At 65.9% G+C, this 22,859-nt stretch carries 23 protein-coding genes; 4 read left to right on the forward strand and 19 right to left on the reverse strand.

The window, feature by feature from the left end:
• Window positions 1-40 precede the first annotated feature (40 nt).
• From AC1DCJ_RS15085 to AC1DCJ_RS15100, 4 genes are all read right to left on the reverse strand, one after another.
• Complete coding sequence (locus AC1DCJ_RS15085; protein ID WP_478071314.1) at window positions 41-565, reverse strand: hypothetical protein; 525 nt, start codon at window positions 563-565, stop codon at window positions 41-43.
• A gap of 218 nt (window positions 566-783) precedes the next feature.
• On the reverse strand, window positions 784-2,661 hold the full coding sequence (gene prpE, locus AC1DCJ_RS15090; RefSeq protein ID WP_137190949.1) for a propionate--CoA ligase: 1,878 nt from the start codon (window positions 2,659-2,661) through the stop codon (window positions 784-786).
• A gap of 241 nt (window positions 2,662-2,902) precedes the next feature.
• Window positions 2,903-3,889, reverse strand: a complete 987-nt coding sequence (locus tag AC1DCJ_RS15095) for a malate dehydrogenase (protein WP_038690241.1) — start codon at window positions 3,887-3,889, stop codon at window positions 2,903-2,905.
• 149 nt (window positions 3,890-4,038) lie between these two features.
• The gene (locus tag AC1DCJ_RS15100) at window positions 4,039-4,530 is read right to left on the reverse strand and encodes a peptidylprolyl isomerase (RefSeq protein ID WP_038690243.1); all 492 of its coding nucleotides are present in this window, start codon (window positions 4,528-4,530) and stop codon (window positions 4,039-4,041) included.
• A gap of 340 nt (window positions 4,531-4,870) precedes the next feature.
• Here AC1DCJ_RS15100 and typA point away from each other — a divergent pair, with 340 nt between their 5' ends.
• From typA to AC1DCJ_RS15115, 3 genes are read left to right on the forward strand one after another with little or no spacing between them, the layout of a single operon-like run.
• Complete coding sequence (gene typA, locus AC1DCJ_RS15105) at window positions 4,871-6,718, forward strand: translational GTPase TypA (protein WP_478071315.1); 1,848 nt, start codon at window positions 4,871-4,873, stop codon at window positions 6,716-6,718.
• A 14-nt stretch (window positions 6,719-6,732) separates the two neighbouring features.
• On the forward strand, window positions 6,733-7,218 hold the full coding sequence (locus AC1DCJ_RS15110) for a DUF2127 domain-containing protein (RefSeq protein WP_478071316.1): 486 nt from the start codon (window positions 6,733-6,735) through the stop codon (window positions 7,216-7,218).
• A 56-nt stretch (window positions 7,219-7,274) separates the two neighbouring features.
• Window positions 7,275-8,900, forward strand: a complete 1,626-nt coding sequence (locus tag AC1DCJ_RS15115; RefSeq protein ID WP_313247200.1) for an amidase — start codon at window positions 7,275-7,277, stop codon at window positions 8,898-8,900.
• Window positions 8,901-9,147: 247 nt separating this feature from the next.
• On the opposite strand, the gene AC1DCJ_RS15120 is transcribed toward AC1DCJ_RS15115, so the two are convergent.
• Both AC1DCJ_RS15120 and AC1DCJ_RS15125 read right to left on the reverse strand, forming a co-directional pair.
• Window positions 9,148-10,275 (reverse strand): mechanosensitive ion channel family protein, encoded by a 1,128-nt coding sequence (locus AC1DCJ_RS15120; protein ID WP_392732918.1) that lies wholly within the window; start codon window positions 10,273-10,275, stop codon window positions 9,148-9,150.
• Window positions 10,276-10,383: 108 nt separating this feature from the next.
• The gene (locus AC1DCJ_RS15125; RefSeq protein WP_137190955.1) at window positions 10,384-11,775 is read right to left on the reverse strand and encodes a class II 3-deoxy-7-phosphoheptulonate synthase; all 1,392 of its coding nucleotides are present in this window, start codon (window positions 11,773-11,775) and stop codon (window positions 10,384-10,386) included.
• Between the two features lie 221 nt (window positions 11,776-11,996).
• On the opposite strand from AC1DCJ_RS15125, the gene AC1DCJ_RS15130 reads away from it, so the two are divergent.
• Complete coding sequence (locus tag AC1DCJ_RS15130) at window positions 11,997-14,117, forward strand: TonB-dependent receptor (protein ID WP_478071317.1); 2,121 nt, start codon at window positions 11,997-11,999, stop codon at window positions 14,115-14,117.
• A gap of 51 nt (window positions 14,118-14,168) precedes the next feature.
• Here the strand turns inward: AC1DCJ_RS15130 and AC1DCJ_RS15135 are convergent, their stop codons facing one another.
• The 13 genes from AC1DCJ_RS15135 to rpsH form a co-directional block, all read right to left on the reverse strand.
• Entirely contained in the window at window positions 14,169-14,675 is a 507-nt protein-coding gene (locus tag AC1DCJ_RS15135) for a disulfide bond formation protein B (protein WP_313247203.1), read from the reverse strand.
• 440 nt (window positions 14,676-15,115) lie between these two features.
• Entirely contained in the window at window positions 15,116-15,502 is a 387-nt protein-coding gene (gene rplQ / locus AC1DCJ_RS15140) for a 50S ribosomal protein L17 (RefSeq protein WP_038690259.1), read from the reverse strand.
• Between the two features lie 201 nt (window positions 15,503-15,703).
• A complete protein-coding gene (locus AC1DCJ_RS15145) occupies window positions 15,704-16,702 on the reverse strand; it encodes a DNA-directed RNA polymerase subunit alpha (RefSeq protein WP_038690260.1) in 999 nt (332 codons plus the stop codon).
• Window positions 16,703-16,757: 55 nt separating this feature from the next.
• Window positions 16,758-17,387 carry a 30S ribosomal protein S4 gene (rpsD, locus tag AC1DCJ_RS15150; protein ID WP_038690262.1) on the reverse strand — a complete coding sequence of 210 codons (630 nt, stop codon included), beginning with the start codon at window positions 17,385-17,387 and terminating at the stop codon, window positions 16,758-16,760.
• Between the two features lie 14 nt (window positions 17,388-17,401).
• Window positions 17,402-17,791 carry a 30S ribosomal protein S11 gene (gene rpsK / locus AC1DCJ_RS15155; protein ID WP_017355427.1) on the reverse strand — a complete coding sequence of 130 codons (390 nt, stop codon included), beginning with the start codon at window positions 17,789-17,791 and terminating at the stop codon, window positions 17,402-17,404.
• 12 nt (window positions 17,792-17,803) lie between these two features.
• The gene (rpsM, locus tag AC1DCJ_RS15160; RefSeq protein ID WP_019186163.1) at window positions 17,804-18,160 is read right to left on the reverse strand and encodes a 30S ribosomal protein S13; all 357 of its coding nucleotides are present in this window, start codon (window positions 18,158-18,160) and stop codon (window positions 17,804-17,806) included.
• A 361-nt stretch (window positions 18,161-18,521) separates the two neighbouring features.
• On the reverse strand, window positions 18,522-19,877 hold the full coding sequence (gene secY / locus AC1DCJ_RS15165; RefSeq protein ID WP_038690265.1) for a preprotein translocase subunit SecY: 1,356 nt from the start codon (window positions 19,875-19,877) through the stop codon (window positions 18,522-18,524).
• Between the two features lie 3 nt (window positions 19,878-19,880).
• Window positions 19,881-20,324, reverse strand: a complete 444-nt coding sequence (gene rplO / locus AC1DCJ_RS15170) for a 50S ribosomal protein L15 (protein WP_038690267.1) — start codon at window positions 20,322-20,324, stop codon at window positions 19,881-19,883.
• A gap of 4 nt (window positions 20,325-20,328) precedes the next feature.
• A complete protein-coding gene (rpmD, locus tag AC1DCJ_RS15175) occupies window positions 20,329-20,520 on the reverse strand; it encodes a 50S ribosomal protein L30 (protein WP_038690275.1) in 192 nt (63 codons plus the stop codon).
• Window positions 20,513-21,055, reverse strand: a complete 543-nt coding sequence (gene rpsE / locus AC1DCJ_RS15180) for a 30S ribosomal protein S5 (RefSeq protein WP_038690276.1) — start codon at window positions 21,053-21,055, stop codon at window positions 20,513-20,515. The genes rpmD and rpsE overlap by 8 nt, the downstream gene beginning before the upstream one ends.
• 158 nt (window positions 21,056-21,213) lie before the next feature.
• A complete protein-coding gene (gene rplR, locus AC1DCJ_RS15185; RefSeq protein WP_038690277.1) occupies window positions 21,214-21,573 on the reverse strand; it encodes a 50S ribosomal protein L18 in 360 nt (119 codons plus the stop codon).
• Between the two features lie 95 nt (window positions 21,574-21,668).
• Window positions 21,669-22,196, reverse strand: a complete 528-nt coding sequence (gene rplF, locus AC1DCJ_RS15190) for a 50S ribosomal protein L6 (protein WP_137190958.1) — start codon at window positions 22,194-22,196, stop codon at window positions 21,669-21,671.
• 18 nt (window positions 22,197-22,214) lie between these two features.
• Window positions 22,215-22,613 carry a 30S ribosomal protein S8 gene (rpsH, locus tag AC1DCJ_RS15195; protein WP_019186156.1) on the reverse strand — a complete coding sequence of 133 codons (399 nt, stop codon included), beginning with the start codon at window positions 22,611-22,613 and terminating at the stop codon, window positions 22,215-22,217.
• Window positions 22,614-22,859: the final 246 nt, after the last annotated feature.

Genomic DNA, 22,859 nt, shown 5'->3' on the forward strand with positions numbered 1-22,859 from the left:
CCCCCGCACGGCAACGACCACCCTTGCAGGCGCCGGCGATTCAGCCAGGCACGGGTTCGGCGCTGGCGTCGGGCTGCAGCTGCGGCGATGCGTCGAGCAGCGCATGCGTGTCGCTCAACCAGCGGCTGGCCAACGCCGGGCTCTTGGCCTTGGCGACGGCGGCGGCCATGTCCGGCCACAGCTTTTCCAGCCCTGCCGCATCGGTGCAGCGCTCGATCTTGAGCTGCATGAAGTAGCCCTTGAGGCCCAGATGGCGGCGCACCGATTCGCTCATCCAGTCGTACAGGCGCTTGTACAGATCCGGATCCTGTTCGCGCCCGGCGGTGAGCGCACGCGCGGCGAGCGGCGCGACGGCACCGCCGACCACGTCGATCAGGCCCATCTGCGCCAGCTGTGCCAGTGCGTCGTCCGGCGCGCGCAGGCCCGGCAACAAGGCGGTCAACGCATCGTCATCGCGCTGACCATCCACCATCAGCAGAATGGAGCGCAACGCCGGCGGCAGCCGACGTGCACGGTCTTCGATTTCCTGGCGGCCGGCGGCCGTCTTGCCATGGATGTAGGCCATGTACTTCCCCCTGTTGCGTGCTGCAGTGCCACGCCCGCCCTCCGGCCGTTGGCCGGTGCACGTGCGCCCCCTTGCGACCGTTCCAGGCGGATCTCCACGCCGGCGCCCCCGCGCGCCGTGTCCCCAGCGCGCGACGCCAGGCGCTAGGCCTGCAGCGGTCACGTCCGGAGCTTACCTGACGCTGGCCGACACCGATAATGCGTTGCAGCACGCGCCGGTCAGTGCCCCAGCGCGCGCCGGATCTCGTCCAGTGCCCCCGGATCATCCAGCGTGGACAGATCACCGGGATCGCGCTCTTCGGCCAGCGCCTGCAGCGAGCGCCGCAGCAGCTTGCCCGAGCGGGTCTTGGGCAGCGCATTGACGATATGGATGTGCGCCGGCCGCGCCAGTGCGCCGAGTGAGTTGGTGACCCGCTGCATCATCTCGGTGATCACCGTGCTGCCATCGCCCTCCACTGCCTGGCGCAGGGTGACGAACACCAGTGGCACCTGGCCCTTGAGCTCGTCCTTGACCCCGATCACCGCCGCCTCGGCCACCAGCGGGTGGCCGGAGATGCACTCTTCGATCTCGCGCGTGCCCAGCCGGTGCCCGGCCACGTTGATCACATCGTCGGTGCGGCCGAGGATGAAGGTGTAGCCGTCGGCGTCGCGGATCGCCCAGTCCAGCGAGCTGTACAGCAGCTCCTTGAAGTGGCTGAAATAGCTCTGCAGGAACCGGTCGTCGTCCTTCCATACCGTGCTCATGCACCCCGGCGGCAACGGCGGCGTCATCACCAGCACGCCCTTCTGCCCGGGCGCCACTTCATCGCCGGTGTTCTCGTCGATGACCTTCATCTTGTAGCCGAGGTTGGGGAACCCGGGCGAGCCGAACCGCACCGGTTTCATGTCCACCCCGGGCAACAACGTCAGTGCCGGCCAGCCGGTTTCGGTCTGCCAGTAGTTGTCGATAATCGGCTTGCCCAGCGCGTCGTTGATCCAGTGCGCGGTGGGCTCGTCAAGCGGCTCGCCGGCCAGGAACACGTACTTGAGCGCGTCCAGGTCGTGGCGCGTGATGAAGTCGGTGTCGTGCTTCTTCAGCACGCGGATGGCGGTGGGCGAGGAGAACAGCGTGCGCACGTTGTACTGCTCGCACAACGCCCACCAGATACCCGGGTCGGGATTGGTCGGCAGGCCTTCGTACAGCAGCGAGGTGCAGCCGCCGATCAGCGGGCCGTACACGTTGTAGGAATGGCCCACCGCCCAGCCCACGTCGGAGGTGGAGAACATCACCTGGCCCGGCTTGCAGTCGAACACGGTCTGCATCGACTGCGCCATCGCCACGGCGTAGCCGCCCACGTCGCGCTGGACGCCTTTGGGCTTGCCGGTGGTGCCGGAGGTATACAGCAGGTAGCTGGGCTCGCTGGCTTCCAGCCACACCACCGGCACGTCCTGGTCGCCCACTTCAGCGCGCAGCGTGGCGTAGTCGACATCGCGACCGGCCACCTTCGGTTCGGCCGGGTCCAGCCCGCGCGAGACGATCAGCACGTGCGGCGGCGGCGAGGTGGCTTCGGCACATGCCGCATCGACCATCGCCTTGTAGGGAATCACCTTGCCACCGCGCTTGCCGGCATCGGCGGCGATCAGCAGCTTGGGTTCGGCATCGTCGATGCGCAGCGCCAGGTTGTGCGCGGCAAACCCGCCGAACACCACCGAGTGGATCGCCCCGATGCGCGCGCAGGCCAGCATCGCAAACACCGCCTCGGCCATGTTGGGCATGTAGATCACCACGCGGTCGCCGCGCTGCACGTCCAGGCGCTGCAGCACTGCTGCGAAGGCATTCACTTCGCGGTACAGCTGCCGGTAGGTGATCTCCTGGGTGACGTTGGTTTCGGTGGAAATGGCCACCAGTGCCAGCTGGTCCGGGCGATCGACCAGGTGGCGGTCCACGGCGTTGTAGCAGAGGTTGGTTTCCCCGCCGACAAACCAGCGCCGGAAGGGCGGGTTGCTGTAATCGAGGATCTGCTCCGGCGCTTTATGCCAGTAGATGCGGTGGGCCTCTTCGGCCCAGAACGCTTCGGGTTCATCCACCGAACGCCGGTACATTTCTTCGTAACGCATGACAGCCCTCCCAGACAGAATCATGGGATCGAGCATAGTCCGATGGCGGCGAACGAACCGCCCGACCTTGGTCGTACACCGCGCCGGCCAGCGGCCCGCACTACCGGGGATTGTCGAGAGCCGGCCAGCGGCCGGCACTACCGGGGGCGGCGGTTGGCATTTCCCACAAAAAAACGCCGGGCAATGCCCGGCGTTTTTCAACAGCGTACCGGCACAGGGCCGGCAGGTCGCCGCCGGTCGATCAACCCAGCAGGTGGGCCACGCCGCTGCGCTCTTCTTCCAGCTCGGCCAGGGTCTTGTCGATGTACTTCTGGCTGAAGTCGTCCACCGGCAGGTCCTTGACCAGGGTGTACTCACCGTTTTCGGTGGTCACCGCAAAGCCGAAGATCACGCCTTCCGGAATGCCGTAGGAACCGTCGGACGGCACGCCCATGGTGACCCACTTGCCGTTGCTGCCCAGCACCCAGTCGCGCACGTGGTCGATGGCGGCATTGGCGGCCGAAGCGGCCGAGGACGAACCACGGGCTTCGATGATCGCCGCGCCGCGCTTGCCCACGGTCGGGATGAAGGTACCGGCGTTCCATTCCTGGTCGTTGATCGCATCGGCAACCGACGCACCGTCGGCGGTGGCGAAACGGTAGTCCGGGTACATGGTCGGGCTGTGGTTGCCCCACACGACCAGCTTCTCGATGCCACCGACCGACTTGCCCAGCTTGGACGACAGCTGGCTCAGCGCGCGGTTGTGGTCCAGGCGCAGCATGGCGGTGAAGTTGCGCGGGTTGAGGTCCGGCGCCGACTTCATGGCGATGTAGGCGTTGGTGTTGGCCGGGTTGCCGACCACCAGCACCTTCACGTTGCGGCTGGCGACCTTGTTCAGCGCCGCGCCCTGCGCGGTGAAGATCTTGGCGTTTTCCAGCAGCAGGTCCTTGCGCTCCATGCCCGGGCCGCGCGGACGCGCGCCGACCAGCAGGGCGATGTCGGCGTCCTTGAAGGCCACTTCGGCGTCATCGGTGCCGACCATGCCGGCCAGCAGCGGGAAGGCGCAGTCTTCCAGTTCCATCATCACGCCGCGCAGCGCGGCCTGGGCCTTGTCCACCGGCAGCTCGAGCAGCTGCAGGATGACCGGCTGGTCCTTGCCCAGCATTTCGCCGGAGGCGATGCGGAACAGCAGGGCGTAGCCGATCTGGCCGGCGGCGCCGGTCACGGCAACACGAACAGGTGCTTTCATGGGGATTTCCTCTGCTAAGAAGCTGTAGTGCCGGCCGCTGGCCGGCTAAGTAGCTGTGTGGGAGATGGCCGCGCGGGCGGGGGCAGGCCTGGCGGGGCGGCCGAAACGTAGAAACGGCCCCCTTCGCAGGGGGCCGTTCAAGGGGTGGATCAGGCCGGGATCAGCTTGTTCCACTCGGCCACGCGCTCGGCCTGGGCGGCCAGCACGGCGTCGGTGTCGCCTTCCAGGGTGATCGAATGGATCACGTCGCCCTGCTTGACCGAGTCAACGATGGCCTGACCGTCCAGGACCTGACCGAACACGGTGTGCTTGCCGTCCAGCCAATCGGTCTTGATGTGGGTGATGAAGAACTGGCTGCCGTTGGTGTTCGGACCGGCATTGGCCATGGACAGCGAGCCGACCTGATGGCGCACGCCGTTCTTCTCGTCTTCGAACTTGTAGCCCGGACCGCCGGTACCCTGACCCTTCGGGCAGCCGCCCTGGATCATGAAGTCCGGGATCACGCGGTGGAAGACCAGACCGTCATAGAAGCCGCGCTTGACCAGGTTGACGAAGTTAGCAACCGTCAGCGGGGCCTTGTCGGCGAACAGCTCGACCTTGATCGGGCCCTGGGTGGTGTCGAAAGTGGCGATGAGGGACATGCAAATCCTTGGGGTACGGGGGTTTGTCGTTAGCTACATAGGATACACCGCGCCCCCTGACCAACGGGCGCCTGTTGGACAAACGCGTCGCCACGCGCCCAGGCACCTCCGCGCCGGCACGGAAACGCTTTGCTGAATGCCTCAGGGACGGCGGTAGTGCCGGCCGCTGGCCGGCAGCCAGGCAAAACCTGCTGGAGATCATGGGTTTGCGAGCGCGTTGCCGACACTACCTGAATGGGGATGCGGCACAACCTGAAACGCACTTTTCGCGATTGGTCATGTTGGCCGTATAATGTTGGACTTCTTTTTCCAAATCCGGCGCCGACTGGCCCCCTTTCGCATGTCTATCGAAAATCTTCGCAACATCGCCATCGTCGCCCACGTCGACCACGGTAAGACCACCCTCGTCGACCAGCTGCTCAAGCAGTCCGGCACCCTCTCCGAGCGCACCGTGCTCGCCGAGCGCGTGATGGACAGCAATGACCAGGAAAAGGAACGCGGCATCACCATCCTGGCCAAGAACACGGCCATCACCTGGGAAGACAAGAAGACCGGTATCAAGAACCGGATCAACATCGTCGACACCCCGGGACACGCCGACTTCGGCGGCGAAGTGGAGCGCGTGCTGTCGATGGTCGACACCGTGCTGATCCTCGTCGACGCGATGGACGGCCCGATGCCGCAGACCCGCTTCGTCACCCAGAAGGCCTTCGCGATGGGCTTCAAGCCGATCGTCGTGGTCAACAAGGTCGACCGCCCGGGCKCGCGTCCGGAYTGGGTGATCGACCAGGTCTTCGACCTGTTCGACAAGCTCGGCGCCACCAATGAACAGCTCGACTTCCCGATCGTCTACGCCTCGGCCCTGAACGGCTACGCCGGCCTGGAAGACAGCGTGCGCGACGGCGACATGACCCCGCTGTACGAAGCGATCATGCAGCACGCGCCGAAGCCGGAAGTGGACCCGGATGGTCCGTTCCAGATGCGCATCAGCCAGCTGGACTACAACAACTTCGTGGGCGTGATCGGCATCGGCCGCATCCAGCGCGGCACCCTGAAGAAGAACATGCAGGTTGCGGTCATCGACCGTGAAGGCAAGAAGCGCAACGGCAAGGTCGCGCAGGTGCTGGGCTTCCTGGGCCTGGAGCGCATCGAGCAGGACTCCGCCGAAGCCGGTGACATCGTCGCCATTTCCGGTATTGCCGAACTGACCATCTCCGACACCCTGTGCCACCCGGAAACGCCGGAAGCGCTGCCGGCACTGACCGTCGACGAGCCGACCATCTCGATGACCTTCCAGGTCAACAACTCGCCGTTCGCCGGCAACAAGGACCTGTCCGGTGGCAAGTTCCTGACCAGCCGCCAGATCAAGGACCGTCTGGACCGCGAGCAGGTCCACAACGTGGCCCTGAAGGTCGAACAGCTGGAAGACGCCGACAAGTTCCTGGTCTCCGGCCGTGGCGAACTGCACCTGTCGGTGCTGATCGAGAACATGCGTCGTGAAGGCTACGAGCTGGCCGTGTCGCGCCCGGAAGTGATCATCAAGCAGATCGACGGCCAGGCCATGGAGCCGATCGAGCAGCTGGTGGTGGACATCGAAGAACAGCACCAGGGCGGCGTCATGGAAAAGCTGGGCACCCGCAAGGGCCAGCTGAAGAACATGGAGCCGGACGGCAAGGGCCGCGTGCGCCTGGAATACCAGATCCCGGCCCGTGGCCTGATCGGTTTCCAGAACGAATTCAAGACCCTGACCCAGGGTTCGGGCCTGCTGTTCCACGTGTTCGACCATTACGGTCCGAAGGAACAGGGTTCGATCGCCAAGCGCCAGAACGGCGTGATGATCGCCAATGCTCCGGGTGCCACCCCGGCGTACTCCCTGGGGCCGCTGCAGGAACGCGGCAAGCTGTTCGCTGCTGAAGGCGACAACGTGTATGAAGGCCAGCTGGTCGGCATCCACTCCAAGGACAACGACCTGACCGTCAACGCCATCAAGACCAAGCCGCTGACCAACATGCGCGCCTCGGGCAAGGACGATGCGATCCAGCTGACCCCGGCGATCAAGTACTCGCTGGAGCAGGCCCTGGACTTCATCGAAGACGACGAGCTGGTCGAGATCACCCCGAAGGAAATCCGCCTGCGCAAGAAGGGCCTGACCGAAAGCGACCGCAAGAAGGCTTCGCGCGGCGGCTGATCGGACCCATTGTCGTGATCGACAAGCCCTACAACCCGGATCCTCACAAGCATCCGGGGTTACACCTGATCGCCTTGCTGGAAGCCAGCAAGGCGGTCCTGGCGCTGTTGGCGGCCACCGGGCTGGAATTGCTCGGCCCGCAGCCACTGCGTGAGGCGGTCAATGCCCTGATCCGGCGTTTCAGTCTGGACCCGGATCACGGCACCCTGCCTTCGCTGCTCAACATGATCAATCCCGATGCGGTGCACCTGGCCGCGGTGGCCATGCTGGCCTACGGGGTGCTGCATCTCTTCGAGGCCTGGGGCCTCTGGCGCGCCAAGGCCTGGGCCTCCTGGCTGGGCTGCGTCACTGCCGGCATCTACCTGCCGTTCGATATCTACGCCATCATCCGCCACCCTGGCTGGGCCTCGTGGTCGGTGCTGGTGATCAACCTGATCGTGGTCGGCGTACTCGCCCGCGATATCCGCAAGCGTCATCCCACGCCGACCGCCCCGCACTGAGTTGCAAAGCGTGGCACCGGCTGGTTAGCCTGAGCGCCGGTTCCCGGGACACCCTGATGCGTCTGCCGCTGACATCGATAGTGATGATCGTGTCGCTGTGCGGCTGCGCGCCTGCGCCTGCGCCGGTTCACGCCAGCGAAGCCAACGCCGCCCCTGCCGTGCCGGCCCCCGATACGCCCTTTGCCTACGCCGAGACCGACATCGTCGACCTGCAGGCGCAGATGACCGCCGGTGCCCTGGACAGCGTCACCCTGACCCGCGCCTACCTGGAACGGATCGCGCGCATTGATCGCGCCGGCCCGCGCCTGAACGCGGTGATCGAGCTCAATCCCGACGCCCTCAAGGACGCCGCCGCGCTGGATGCCGAGCGTCGGCACGGGCAGCTGCGCGGCCCGCTGCACGGCATCCCCGTGCTGCTCAAAGACAACATCGGCGCACGCCCGATGAGCAACAGCGCCGGCTCGCTGGCACTGGCCAAATTCCGCCCTGACGACGCCTTCCTGGTCACCCGCCTGCGTGCGGCCGGCGCGGTGGTGCTGGGCAAGACCAACCTGAGCGAATGGGCCAATTTCCGCTCCAGCCAGTCGATCTCCGGCTGGAGCGCACGTGGCGGCCAGACCCGCAACCCGTACCGGCTCAGCCACAGCCCCTGCGGCTCCAGCAGTGGCAGCGCGGTGGCGGTGTCGGCCAACCTGGCTGCCGCAGCGGTGGGCACCGAAACCGACGGCAGCATCGTCTGCCCGGCGGCGATCAACGGCGTGGTCGGCCTCAAGCCCACCGTCGGGCTGATCAGCCGCGAAGGCATCATCCCGATCTCCTTCAGCCAGGACACCGCCGGGCCGATGGCGCGCAGCGTCGCCGATGCCGCCGCCCTGCTGACCGCCATGGCCGGCCGCGACGACGCCGACCCGGCGACCGCGACCATGCCCGGGCGCGCGGTGTACGACTACACCGCGCGCTTGAACGCCGACAGCCTGCGCGGCGCGCGCATCGGCGTGCTGCAGGGCCCGCTCGACGATTTGCCGGGTATCGCGCCGGCGCTGCAGCACGCGATCGGCGTGCTGCGCGAGGCCGGCGCCGTGGTGGTGCCGGTGCAGCTGCCTACCCAGGGCCAGTGGCAGGATGCCGAGCGCATCGTGCTGCTGCATGAGTTCAAGGCCGGCCTGCAGCGCTACCTCACCCGCTACAACGCGCCGGTGCACAGCCTGGACCAGGTGATCGCCTGGAACCGCGAGCACGCCGACAAGGAGCTGCTGCCGTTCGGCCAGGACCTGATGGACGAGGCGGTCGCGGTGGGTGGGCTGGGCGATGCGACCTACATCGCCGCGCGCAGCCAGGCACGGCGCCTGGCCGGACCGGAGGGCATCGACGCCGCCCTGCGCGCGCAGCAACTGGACGCATTGATCGCACCGACCACCGGTGTCGCCTGGCCGATCCGCGCTGGTGCGGGCGATGATTTCCCGGGCGAGAGCTACAGCGCCGCCGCCGTGGCCGGCTACCCGAGCCTGAGCGTGCCGATGGCGCACGTGGACGGCCTGCCGCTGGGCCTGTTGTTCATGGGCACGGCCTGGAGCGAACCGCGCCTGATCGAGCTGGCCTACGCCTACGAGCAGCGCACCCGCGCCCGGCGCCCGCCGCGGTTCCAGACCAACAGCCTGCTGCCGCATATCAGCCCGCCCTGAGGGGGCGTACCGACCAACGGTCGGTACCTACCGGACCTCGGCACGTTCGCGCCACCGATCCATCACCCGTTCGCCGGACCGCAACGCACCGCTCGATCCGTCGCCTGGGCAATGCGGTACCGACCAACGGTCGGTACCTACCGGGCCTTGGTACGGTCGCGCCACCGATCCATCCCCGTGCGCCGGGCCACACCCCGGTAGCGCCCGACCGTTGGTCGGGCGACGACGCACCGACCAACCACGTCCGTTACGGTTCCGGCTGGATCGCCGGCGCGCCATCCTCGGCACCCGGCGAGCGCACATCGTCGGCCGGCTGCGAACGCGGGCCACGCAGGCCGGGATCGGGCTGCTGCAGCAGTTCGGCACGGGTGCGCGGCAGCGCCTGCGGGTGCTCGCGGGCGAGGAAGTCCAGCATCCGCTCGCGCACGATGCAGCGCAGGTCGAAGGCATCGCCGGAATTGCGCGCGCTGACCAGCAGGCGCACCTGCAGCGTGTGGTCGGTGGTCTCAGTCACCTGGGTCACGCACACCCGGCCATCCCATAGCGCCTCGCCCTTGCAGATGCGCTCCAGCTCGGCGCGGATCGCCGCGATCGGCGCCCGGTAATCCAGCCACAGGAACGCGGTGCCCAGCAGGTCGGCGCTGCGCCGGGTCCAGTTCTGGAACGGGTTCTCGATGAACCAGGTCAGCGGCACCACCATCCGCCGCTCGTCCCAGATGCGCACCACCACGTAGCTGCTGCCGATCTCCTCGACCCGGCCCCACTCGCCCTCCACGATCACCACGTCGTCCAGCCGGATCGGCTGGGTCAAGGCGATCTGCAAACCGGCGATCAGGTTGCCGAACACCGGCTTGGCGGCGATACCCGCGACCAGGCCGATGATGCCGGCCGAGGCCAGCAATGCGGTGCCGATCTGGCGCACCATCGGGAAGGTGAGCAGGATCAGCGAGATGCCCACCAGGATGATCGCGCCCATCAGCACGCGGCTGAGCACCCGGGTCTGGGTCTGCACGCGGCGCGCCTCGAGGTTGTCGGCCACCTCCATCGGGTGGTCGCGCAGGATCGCCTGCTCGCCGGCGGCCACCGCCCGCACCAGCAGCCAGATGAAGCAGGCCGTCAGCCCGATGTGCAGCATGCGCAGCGAGCCCTCCAGCCAGCGCCCCTGCAGCGGCGTGGCCTCCAGTGCGGGAATCAGCAGCAGCAACGGCAGCGCGAACGCCAACGGGCGGCTGATCACCCGGGCAATGCGCGCACGCCGGTAGTCACGACCCTTGAGCCGTCGGGTCAGCGCCATCAACAGCCACCAGCCGGTGAAACCCACCACCAGCGCGATGCCGATCGGCCACAGATACAACGCCGCCTGTTGCCCGTCCACTGTCACTGCACGCTCCTGCGGTCTTCAACGGAAGATCGCAGGGTGCCAGCGCGGCGATGACCAGCGTGTCAGCCGGATGTAAGCCGCGCGTGGACGGCGGCGGCTACATCAGGCGGCGTAATGCTGCTGCTTGCGCACGATCGCCATGGCGATCTCCAGCGACTGGTCGTAGTTCAGGCGCGGATCCACCGACGACCGGTAGGCACGCTCCAGGTCGCGCTCGGTCAGCTCGCGCGCGCCGCCGGTGCATTCGGTCACGTCTTCACCGGTCAGCTCCAGGTGCACGCCGCCCAGGCGGGTACCGGCGGCCGCATGCAGGTCGAAGGACAGCTCCACTTCGCCGCGCACGTTGTCGAAGCGACGGGTCTTGTAGCCGTTGCTGGTGCTCTCGGTGTTGCCATGCATCGCATCGCACACCCACAGCACGCGGCGACCGTCGCGCTTGACCGCATCCAGCAGCGGCGGCAGCTTCTCGGCGATATGCGCCGCGCCCATGCGGTGGATGAAGCTCAGGCGGCCGGGTTCGTCATCGGGGTTGAGCACGTCGATCAGGCGCAGCAGCTGGTCCGGCTGCACCGACGGGCCCACCTTGATCGCGATCGGGTTGCGCACGCCGCGCAGGTATTCCACGTGCGCACCGTCGAGCGCAGCGGTGCGCATGCCGATCCACGGGTAGTGCGTGCTCAGGTTCAACCAGCCCTGCTGGCGCGGCACTTGGCGCGTCAGCGCCTGTTCGTAGGGCAGCAGCAGCGCTTCGTGCGAGGTGTAGAAATCGATCCGGTTGAGGTTGTGCACGCGCACCCCGGCGAGCGTCTCCATGAAGTGCACCGCGTCGCCGATCGACGCGACCATCTTCTGGTAGTCGGCGGCCAGCGGCGAGTGCTGCACCCAGTCCAGGTTCCAGTACTCGGGATGGTGCAGGTCGGCGAAGCCACCGTCGATCAGCGCCCGCACGAAGTTCATGGTCATCGCCGAGTGCGCGTGGGCCTGCAGCATCCGGCGCGGATCGGGCAGGCGCGCCGCTTCGGTGAACTCCGGCGCGTTGATCACATCGCCGCGGTAGCTGGGCAGGGTCACGCCGTCGCGGGTTTCGGTATCGGCCGAGCGCGGCTTGGCGTACTGGCCGGCAAAGCGGCCCACCCGGATCACCGGCTTGCGCATGCCGTGCACCATCACCAGGCTCATCTGCAGCAGCACCTTGAGCCGGTTGGAAATGGTGGTGGATTCGCAGTCGCTGAAGTTCTCGGCGCAGTCGCCGCCCTGCAGCAGGAAGCGCTTGCCCTCCTGCGCATCGGCCAGCTGCTGCTTGAGCGCCAGGATCTCCCAGGAGGTGACCAGCGGCGGCAGCCGCTTGAGCTCGTGCAGGGACGCGTCCAGCGCCAGCGGGTCGGGATAGGTCGGCATCTGCAGCGCGGTCTTGCCGCGCCAGCTTTCCGGCGACCAGGCGGTATCGACGGCGGTCGCGACAGGATCGGCTACGGGCGGGGCGGACGGGCTCATCACGGACTTCCGGCAGGGGGTGGGGACCGGCCATGGTCGCAGAGCGCGCCGCCGACGCAAAGCACCGCGCGCCCGGCGGCGGCAGCTGAACGCCGGAAAACGGCCGGCGCGATCGGCCACGAACGGCATGCCCACGGGCCAGCGGACGGGCGCATGATTTGTTACGGAGTAACACTGCCAGGCCGGCACCCCCTTCCCTGCCCAGCCAAATGCCCGCCCCCATGAAGCCCTCTGCGCTCACCGCCGCCATTGCCTTCGCCCTCACCATCACCAGCCTGCCTGCCCTGGCCGACGCGCCCGCCACGCCCGCCGTCACCGACCTGGATGCGGTCACCGTCAGTGCCCAGCTCGACCAGGCCCGCAACACGCTTTCGCCGGACATCGGCAGCAGCCAGTACCAGATCACCGCCGAGGACATCCAGAAGCAACCGCTGGGCGCGTCGGCCCCGCTCAGCCAAGTGCTGCTGCAGGCCCCTGGCGTGGTCCAGGACAGCTACGGCGGGGTCCACGTGCGCGGCGACCACGCCAACCTGCAGTACCGCCTCAACGGGGTCCTGCTGCCCGAATCCATCTCCGGCTTCGGCCAGACCCTCGACGCGCGCACGATCAAGAGCATCCGCCTGATGGATGGTGCGCTGCCGGCCCAGTTCGGCGAACGCACCGCCGCCGTGGTGGACATCACCACCCGCAGCGGCGCCGAGCTGGGCAATGGCGGCAGCGCCGGCCTCACCACCGGGTCGTTCGGCACGCTCAACCCCAACGCCTCCTGGTGGGGCAGCCAGGGCCGCTGGAGCTGGTACCTGACCGGCAACTACAACCAGAACGAGGTGGGACTGGAAAACCCGACCGCCTCGCGCCGGCCCGATCATGACGACACCCACCAGGGCAAGGCGTTCGCCGACCTCACCTACCTGGTCAACGACAGCACCCGGCTGAGCCTGTTCGCCGGGTTCGCCAACAACCGCTTCCAGATTCCTACCAACCCCGGCCAGGAACCGCAGTTCGGCTACCTGGATACCGCCCGGCAGGACTCGGCGCAGCTGGATGAGACCCAGCGCGAGACCACCCGCTTCGGCATGCTGGTGCTGCAGGGCACGCTGGGCGACACCGCCTACCAGGTCTCGGCCGGGCAGCGTTACAGCGACCTGGCATTCCACCCGGACGTGGCCGGCGACCTGGTCTTCAACGGCGTGGCCTCGCAGGTGCAGCGCAGCAACCGCGCCACCACCGTGCAGGCCGACTTCTCCACCCCGCTGGGCGACAACCACACCCTGCGTTACGGCCTGTACGACAACAGCGAACGTGCGCGTGCGGGCAGTACCGCCTGGGTGTTCCCGGTCGATGCGGACGGCAACCAGGCCAGCACCACGCCCCTTGTGATCCCCGACGCCAGCGCCTTCCACGCCAGCACCGCGGCGCTGTACGTGCAGGATGAATGGCGCATCGGCACCGACTGGACGCTCAACTACGGCCTGCGCGGCGACCGTTACCGGGCGTTCGGCGGCACGGAAAGCCAGCTCAGCCCGCGCCTGGGCGTGGTCTGGAACGCCACCGACAGCACCACGGTGCACGCGGGATACGCGCGCTACTTCACGCCCCCGGCCAGTGAACTGGTGGCTGGCAGCGACATCGCGCTGTACGACGGCACCACCAATGCGCAGCCGGCCATCGGCAGCACCACGCCGCTGTCCGAGCGCAGCGACTACTACGACGTGGGGATCTCCCAGCAGGTCGGCGAGCACCTGACCCTGGGCCTGGACGCGTACGACCGCAAGGTCGATCGCCTGCAGGACGAAGGCCAGTTCGGCGCTGCCTATATCTACTCCACCTTCAACTACCGCCGCGGCCACATCCACGGCGTGGAGTTCAGCGCGGACTACAGCCGGGGGCCACTCAGCGCCTACGTCAATGCGGCCTACAACAAGGCGATGGGCAAGCAGGTGCTCACCGGCCAGTACAACCTGGACCCGGAGGCGCTGGCCTACGTGCAGGACAACTGGATCCACCTGGACCACGACCAGAAGCTGACGTCGTCGGGCGGGGTGAGCTACGCCTTTGCCGGCCACAACCGGGTGGGCGCGAACTACGTGTTCGGCAGCGGGCTGCGCTCGGATGCCGAGGGCGTGCCCAACGGCGGTGAGCTGCCGTCCTACCTGCAGGTGAACCTGAGCGCGGCGCACGATTTCAACGCCGACAGTGGGCACCCGCTGCACGCGCAGCTGGCGCTGGTCAACGCGCTGGACCGCAGCTACCAACTGCGCGACGGCGGCGGCATTGGGGTGTTCGCGCCGCAGTGGGGCCCGCGCCGCGGTGCCTACCTGAGCCTGCAGCAGGACTTCTGAGCCATTACCGGGTCCGCCGGCCATGCGCCGGCGGGCCCGGGACGCACGGGATCAGGCGCGGCGCTTGCGGAACGAGGCGAACAGCGCCCAGCCGGCCAGCAGCACGAACCACACCAGGCTCCACATGGGCATGGTGAGGCCGAGGAACTGCCAGTCGATGTTGCCGCAGTCGCCGGTGCCGGTGAGCACGGTGCGGAATACTTCGAGCGGGCCCATGGTTTCGCTGAGGAAGGCCAGCGGCGGACCACAGCTGGAGCCCATGTCCTTGGGCAGCAGCTGCACGTAGACGTGACGGCCGGCAATGCCGATACCGACGGCGGCGGCGATGAAGGCCAGCACGCCGTAGGTGCCACGGCCGGCGCGCTCGCGCGGGCCATGCAGGGCGCCAATCAGGAACAGCAGGCCGAGCGCGGCGAATGCCAGGCGCTGGAAGATGCACAACGGGCACGGCTCGAGCCCGATCTTCAGCTGCAGGAAGATCGCGTAGGCGAGGAGCCCGGCGCAGATCAGGAACCCCAGCAGGAACTGGGCGCGGTAATTCCAGCGCAGTGGATTCATTGGCAACACTCGTGAACGTGCAAGGCGCCAAGATTAACAGGGCGCCGCAGGCCCCGGCCCCTGCCGACCTACCGGCTATCGGCCCGCTGGACCAGACAGCGTGTTCCAAGGCCCACACTCACGCTGTGTTGCCCAGTAGGGGCGTCGGCACGGCTTTGCCCTTCCCGTGCGCACCGACCAACTGTCCAGGCGCTGGTGGGGGTGGGTCTACGGGACCCTGAGCGCCATGGATGGCGCGACGGAGCCTACACGGACGTACTTGCGGCGTGTCCCGTAGACCCACCCACACCAGCGCCCCTCCGTAGTACGCGACGCGCCTGGCCGTTGCCGTTGCCGTTGCCGTTGCCGTAGATCAACACACCAACAAACCCCTACCCCACAAACGGAAAAACCCGGCACAAGGCCGGGTTCTTCACCGAATTACGGGTGTTGCGCGTCGATTATTCTTCGACGGCTTCAGCCACGGCAGCCGGACGGTCGACCAGTTCGACGTAGGCCATCGGAGCGTTGTCGCCAGCGCGGAAACCGCACTTCAGCAGACGCAGGTAGCCACCCGGACGGGTCGCGTAGCGCGGGCCCAGGATGGTGAACAGGTTGCCCACGGCTTCGTTGTCACGCAGACGGGCGAACGCCAGACGACGGTTGGCGACGGAGTCGACCTTGGCCAGGGTGATCAGCGGCTCGGCGACGCGGCGCAGTTCCTTGGCCTTCGGCAGCGTGGTCTTGATCAGCTCGTGCTTGAACAGCGACGCAGCCATGTTCTTGAACATTGCTTCGCGGTGAGCGCTGGTGCGGTTGAACTTGCGGCCGGACTTCATGTGACGCATGGACGTGATTCCTTGATTGAATGTTGGATCGGTTGGGTATCGCTGTCGCCATCCTGGCGTTGCTGCTTGGACTGCGGTTGGTCCGATGCCGGCCCTCCTGGCCGACCGTCACCGCAGGCTATGGGCCTGTCGATGCGAGGTACTGCGGGTAAAGCCCCCGCACCCGAAGGTGCGGGGTCAAGCATCTTGCGTAGCGCTGGATCAGCCGAGCATGCCGTGCTGGGCGACACCGGCCGGCGGCCAGTTCTCCAGCTTCATGCCGAGCGAAAGACCGCGCTGTGCGAGGACTTCCTTGATCTCGGTCAGCGACTTCTTGCCGAGGTTCGGGGTCTTGAGCAGTTCCACTTCGGTCTTCTGGATCAGATCGCCGATGTAGTAAATGCTCTCTGCCTTCAGGCAGTTGGCCGAGCGAACGGTCAATTCCAGATCGTCGATCGGGCGCAGCAGCACCGGATCCACGCCGTTGTTGGCCGGCTTGGCAGCACCGCGGTCGCGGTGGGTGAAGTCACCGAAGACCGACAGCTGATCGCTGAGGATATCCGCGGCAGTGCGCACGGCTTCCTCGGCATCGATCGTGCCGTTGGTTTCGATGTCCAGCACCAGCTTGTCCAGATCGGTACGCTGTTCGACGCGGGCCGCTTCCACCGAATAGGCGACGCGACGGACCGGCGAGAACGAGGCGTCCAGGACCAGACGACCGATGGCACGGGTTTCTTCATCCGGACGACGACGCGCGGCCGCCGGCTGGTAGCCGAAACCACGCTCGACCTTCAAACGCATATTGATTGCCGTGTCCTTGGTCAGGTGGCAAATGATATGGTCGTTGTTGAGGATCTCGACGTTGTGATCGACCTTGATATCGGCAGCAGTCACGACACCCGGACCCTGCTTGGACAGCGACACGGTTGCGTTGTCACCGGTATGCATACGGATCGCCACGTCCTTCAGGTTGAGCAGGACTTCAAGCACGTCCTCCTGCAAGCCTTCAAGGGTGGTGTACTCGTGCAGCACGCCGTCGATCTCAACTTCCGTGATGGCGAAGCCCGGGATGGACGACAGCAGCACGCGACGCAGGGCATTGCCCAGCGTATGCCCGTAACCACGCTCCAAGGGTTCGATAACGACCTTGGCGCGGGTGTCGGTAAGGCGTTCGATCTGCGGACCGCGAGGACGCAGAACCTGGTTGGCGGTAACCGTCATGTTGCGGGTTCTCCTAGTGAATCCCCGGCCGTCGCCGGGGATTCTCCAATGTGAATTACTTCGAATACAACTCGACGATCAGCGCTTCGTTGATATCCGCAGGCAGGTCCGCACGATCCGGAACCGCCTTGAAGATGCCGGCGAACTTGCCGGAATCCACTTCAACCCACGACGGACGCAGGTCGTGCGTGGCCGACACGGTCAGGGCTTCCTGAACGCGCAGCTGCTTGGCAGCCTTCTCGGACAGCGCGACAGCGTCGCCAGCCTTGACCTGGTAAGAAGCCAGGTTGACCGACTTGCCGTTCACGGTGACGCCGCGGTGCGAGACCAGCTGACGAGCAGCCGGACGGGTCACAGCGAAGCCCATGCGGTAGACAACGTTGTCCAGGCGGGTTTCCAGCAGCTGCAGGAGGTTCTCGCCGGTGTTGCCCTTCTTGGTCGAGGCCTTCTTGTAGTAGTTGCGGAACTGACGCTCCAGCAGACCGTAGATACGCTTGACCTTCTGCTTTTCGCGCAGCTGGGTAGCGTAGTCGGACAGCTTGCCCTTACGGGCAGTGGCGCCGTGCTGGCCGGGCTTCTGCTCCAGCTTGCACTTGGAGTCCAGCGCGCGCGCCGGGCTCTTGAGGGAAAGGTCGGCGCCTTCGCGGCGGGCGAGCTTACAGGTAGGACCGATATAACGAGCCATTTCTTATCGCTCCTTTAGACGCGACGCTTCTTCGGCGGACGGCACCCGTTGTGCGGGATTGGCGTCACGTCGATGATGTTGGTGATCTTGTAGCCCACGTTGTTCAGCGAGCGCACGGCCGACTCACGACCCGGACCCGGGCCCTTGATGCGGACTTCCAGGGACTTGACGCCGTAGTCGAGCGCGGCACGGCCGGCCTTCTCGGCAGCCACCTGGGCAGCGAACGGGGTGGACTTGCGCGAACCGCGGAAGCCAGCGCCACCGGAGGTCGCCCACGACAGAGCGTTGCCCTGACGGTCGGTGATGGTCACGATGGTGTTGTTGAAAGAAGCGTGGACGTGGGCGACGCCGTCAGTGACGACGCGCTTGATCTTCTTCTTGGTCTTAGCGACGGGCTTAGCCATTTCTTAGGTCCCTTACTTCCTGATCGCCTTGCGCGGGCCCTTGCGGGTGCGGGCGTTGGTACGGGTGCGCTGGCCACGAAGCGGCAGACCGCGACGGTGACGCAGACCGCGGTAGCAGCCCAGATCCATCAGGCGCTTGATCGCGATACCGATTTCACGGCGCAGATCGCCTTCCACGATGTACTTGCCAACTTCGAGACGAAGACGCTCGATTTCCGGCTCCGACAGATCGCGGATCTTGGTGGTCGAGGTAACGCCTGCGGCGTCGCAGACCTTCTTCGAACGGGTACGGCCGATGCCGTAAATGCTTTGCAACCCGACCCAGACGTGCTTCTGGGCTGGCAGGTTGACGCCTGCAATACGCGCCATGACGCGGTTCTCCAGCTGAGTGATGGCCGACAGCGCACCATGGGGCGCGCCAATCCGGCAGGATGGATCAAAAAAGTGAACTAGCGATACTAACAAGGTTCCGGTTTACTTGGAAGCCCGTGAAACACAAGGTTTCACGAACTTGGCCCAGGGAGTGTGCCCAGGCTCCGGCGCCGGATCAGGTTGACTCCAGGAAGCGGCACTTTCGTACCCTTCCCGGTGACGCCCGCGCTACTCCCGCGCGGGACCACCCGATCTCACCCCCACCCGGAACCGCTGCGGGGGCCGCCCTTCGTTTGTGTGGCCAGGTCCGCGAAGCGGAGGACCATCACGTCAGGAAGACGAAAGTGTAACAGGCTTATCAGCCGCGGGCAAAACCGCCGCGATTGCCGCCCTTCAGGTTGGCCTTTTTCAGCAGGCTCTCGTACTGGTGCGACATCAGGTGCGCCTGAATCTGCGCAATGAAGTCCATCACCACCACCACCACGATCAGCAGCGAGGTGCCGCCGAAGTAGAACGACGCGCCCAGTTGGGTGCGCATGATTTCCGGCAGCAGGCAGACGATCACCAGGTACAGCGAACCGGCGGCCGTCAGGCGGGTCAGCACGGCGTCGACATAGTCGGCCGTTGCCTTGCCCGGACGGATGCCCGGAATCAGCGCGCCCGACTTCTTCAGGTTGTCGGCGGTTTCCTGCGAGTTGAACACCAGCGCGGTATAGAAGAACGCGAAACCGGTGATCAGCGCAGCGAACACGATCATGTGCAGCGGCTCGCCCGGACCCAGAGCGTTGGCCACCTTCTGCAGCCAGGTCGCCGAACTGGCCTGGCCGGACCACATGGCCAGGGTCGTCGGGAACGCAAGGATCGACGAGGCGAAGATGGCCGGGATCACGCCCGCCATGTTCAGCTTCAGCGGCAGGAACGAGGTCTGGTTCATGTACGCGTTGCGACCGCCCTGGCGGCGCGCGTAGTTCACCGTGATCCGACGCTGGCCACGCTCGACGAACACCACGAAGTAGGTGAAGGCCAGCACCACCAGCACGATCAGCAGCAGCGCGATGAAGCTCATGTTGCCGTCGCGGTAGGCTTCCACGGTGTGGATGACCGCGCCCGGCAGGCCGGCCACGATGCCGGCGAAGATGATCAGCGAGACGCCGTTGCCGATGCCACGCTCGGTGACCTGCTCGCCAACCCACATCAGGAAGATCGTACCGGCGGTCAGCGCGACGATGGCGGTGAGCACGAAGCCCATGCCCGGGGCGTACACAACCGGTGCGCCGCTCGGCGACAGCTGGTTCTGCAGCGCCAGCGCGATGCTGCCGCCCTGCACCACTGCCAGCAACACGGCACCGATGCGGGAATATTGGGTGATCTTGCGACGGCCCGACTCACCTTCCTTCTGCATTGCCTTCAATGCCGGGAAGATATGGACCGCCAGCTGCATCACGATGGACGCCGAAATGTACGGCATCACGTTCAGCGCAAAAATGCTGAAACGGTGCAGGGCGCCGCCCGAGAACATGTTGAACATGTCCACGATGCCGCCGCCCTGCGCCTGCATGAGCGCAAGCATGGCATCGGGATTCACGCCCGGCACCGGCACATAACAGCCGATGCGATAGACGATCAATGCCCCGATGACGAACAGCAGACGCTGGCGAAGTTCCGTGAACTTGCCGAGCCCGCCGCCGAGGTTGCCAATGCCAGCTTGCGCCATGTCTTACTCCTGTACGCTGCCGCCGGCAGCTTCGATCGCGGCCTTGGCACTGGCCGTTGCAGCGACGCCCTTCAGGATGAACGCCTTGGTGACGTCGCCCTTCATGACAATCTTGGCCCGCTTAGCGGAGCTCGGGACCAGCTTGGCAGCGCGCAGCGCGGCAAAGTCGATCTCGCCGGCTTCCAGGCGTTCCAGCTGGTAGGACAGCACTTCAGCGGTGTCCTTGGCAATCTTGGAACGGAAACCGACCTTCGGCAGACGACGCTGCATGGGGGTCTGGCCGCCTTCGAAGCCCGCCTTGATCTTGCCGCCACCCTTACGGGCGAACGAACCCTTGTGGCCGCGGCCGCAGGTCTTGCCCAGGCCGGAGCCGATACCACGACCGACGCGGGTACGCTCTTTACGAGCGCCCGGTGCCGGGCTCAATTCATTCAGATGCATGGTCATTGGATTATTCCTCAACCTTGACGAGGTAGTGGACCTTGTTGATCAGACCGCGAACCTGCGGGCTGTCCTTCAGTTCACGGACATCGTTGAGCTTGCCCAGACCCAGCGCACGCACCGACAGGCGATGACGCGCCTGGGCACCACGCAGGCCGCGAACCAGACGGACCTTGACGGTCTTGGTGGTGTCATTAGCCATGGTTGAGATCCTCTACCTTCTTGCCGCGCTTGGCCGCGATGCGGGCCGGCGACTGCATTTCGCTCAGACCCTTCAACGTGGCGCGAACCAGGTTGATCGGGTTGCGCGAACCAACGGCCTTGGCCAGCACGTTCTTGACGCCAACGGCTTCCAGGACGGCGCGCATGGCACCACCGGCGATGACACCCGTACCTTCCGAGGCCGGCATCATGAACACGCGGGCTGCGCCGTGGCCGGACTTCACCGGGTGCCACAGGGTGCCGTTGTTCAGATCGACGTCGGCCAGGTTCTTGCGAGCCTGCTCCATCGACTTCTGGATGGCGACCGGCACTTCGCGTGCCTTGCCATAGCCGAAACCGACCTTGCCTGCGCCGTCACCGACCACGGTCAGTGCGGTGAAGGTGAACTGACGACCACCCTTGACGGTCTTGCTGACGCGGTTGACCGCGACCAGCTTTTCGATCATGCCGTCGTCGACTTTCTCTTCGCGGTTACGGTCGCGATCGCGACCCCGCTGCTGACGTTCTTCTGCCATGTTGATTCCTTGATTGATTGAGTATGTACGGCTCGAGGCCGCTTATAGCTGTGAAGTGGTGCGGTGGATCGTTCGCCCTTGCAGAAGAAGGACGTCGCCCGGCGCAACCCGCGCCGGCAGGCAGGTGGAGGCAGGGCTGAGCCCTGCCCCCGAATCCCTTAGAACTGCAGGCCGCCTTCGCGGGCTGCGTCGGCCAGTGCCTTGATGCGGCCGTGGTAGCGGTAGCCCGAGCGGTCGAAAGCGACCTTCTCGATGCCCGCAGCCTTGGCGCGCTCGGCGACCAGCTTGCCCACCTTGGCGGCGGCGTCGCTGTTCTTGCCGTTCTTCAGGCCTTCCTTGACGTCGGCCTGGGTGGTGTTGGCAGCAGCCAGCACCTTGGAGCCATCGGCGGTGAAGACCTGGGCGTACAGGTGCTGACCGGTGCGCAGCACCGACAGACGCGGCACGCCGAGAACGCGGATGTGTGCACGGGTCGACTTGGCGCGACGCAGGCGGGCGATGTTCTTGTTGATGCTCATGATTTGAGTTCCTTGAAAGCTGAAGTGAAGCGGGCTTTTGCTTTGAGAAACCCAGCCAGTGATGGCCGGGTTTCCGTGGAAGTTCCCGCGCCTGATTAGGCCTTCTTGGCTTCCTTACGAATGATGACTTCGCCGGCGTACTTCACACCCTTGCCCTTGTAGGGCTCCGGCGGACGGAAGCCACGGATCTTGGCGGCCACTTCACCAACGCGCTGCTTGTCGGTGCCCTGGACCAGAACTTCGGTCTGGGTCGGGGTCGAAATGGTGATGCCTTCCGGCGCCACGAACACGACCGGGTGCGAGAAACCGAGCGACAGGCTCAGGTCCTTGCCCTGCATGGCGGCACGGTAGCCGACGCCGACCAGCTCGAGCTTGCGCTCGAAGCCTTCGGTGACGCCGTGGACCATGTTGGCCAGGATCGCGCGCACGGTGCCGGTGAGGGCAAGCAGGCTCGGATCGTTGGCGGCCAGGTTGGCAACGCCGTTTTCGACGGTGATTTCAACGCCAGCAACCTTGGGCAGCGACAGGGAGCCCTTCGGGCCCTTCACGCTGACGGATTCCGGCTGGATGTTCAGTTCAACGCCCTTGGGCAGGTTGACCGGCTTCTTGGCTACGCGGGACATAGTTGGTTCCTTCTCGCCTTAGGCCACGAAGCACAGGACTTCGCCGCCGACGCCCAACTGGCGCGCCTGCGCATCAGTCATGATGCCCTTGGAGGTGGAGATGATGGAGATGCCCAGGCCGTTGAGGACCTTCGGCAGCTCAGACTTGCCACGGTACTGGCGCAGGCCCGAACGCGAGAAGCGCTTCAGGGTCTCGATGACCGGCTTGCCTTCGAAATACTTCAGGACGATTTCAAGCTCGGCCTTGTTGTTCTCGATCTTGGTCACGCGCAGGTCGGTGATGTAGCCCTCGGCCTTCAACACTTCTGCGATTGCAACCTTGATCTTGGAGGACGGTGCCTTCACCGTCTGCTTGCCAACCGCGGCCGCATTCTTGATGCGTACCAGCAGGTCGGCGATGGGATCAGTCATGCTCATAGTCGATACCTTTGAGTGCACCGATATCCGCTTTCGCGAAAATCTTGCTGTGTTCCTGGGATGGGCCAGAACCCTTGTTACCTGTTCAGCGGACCAGCGGTCCGCTCTACGCCAGCCCCTGTGACGGAGCAAGACGCGGGAGTATACGGCAAAAAGAGCCCGACTTGCGTCGGACTCCTTAATTGGGAACAAACCTGAACAACCGGTCGGTTCCCCTGCCCCAGATCCAGGGGATACGGGACAGGT

This window comes from Stenotrophomonas sp. 10N36 (assembly GCF_056395005.1).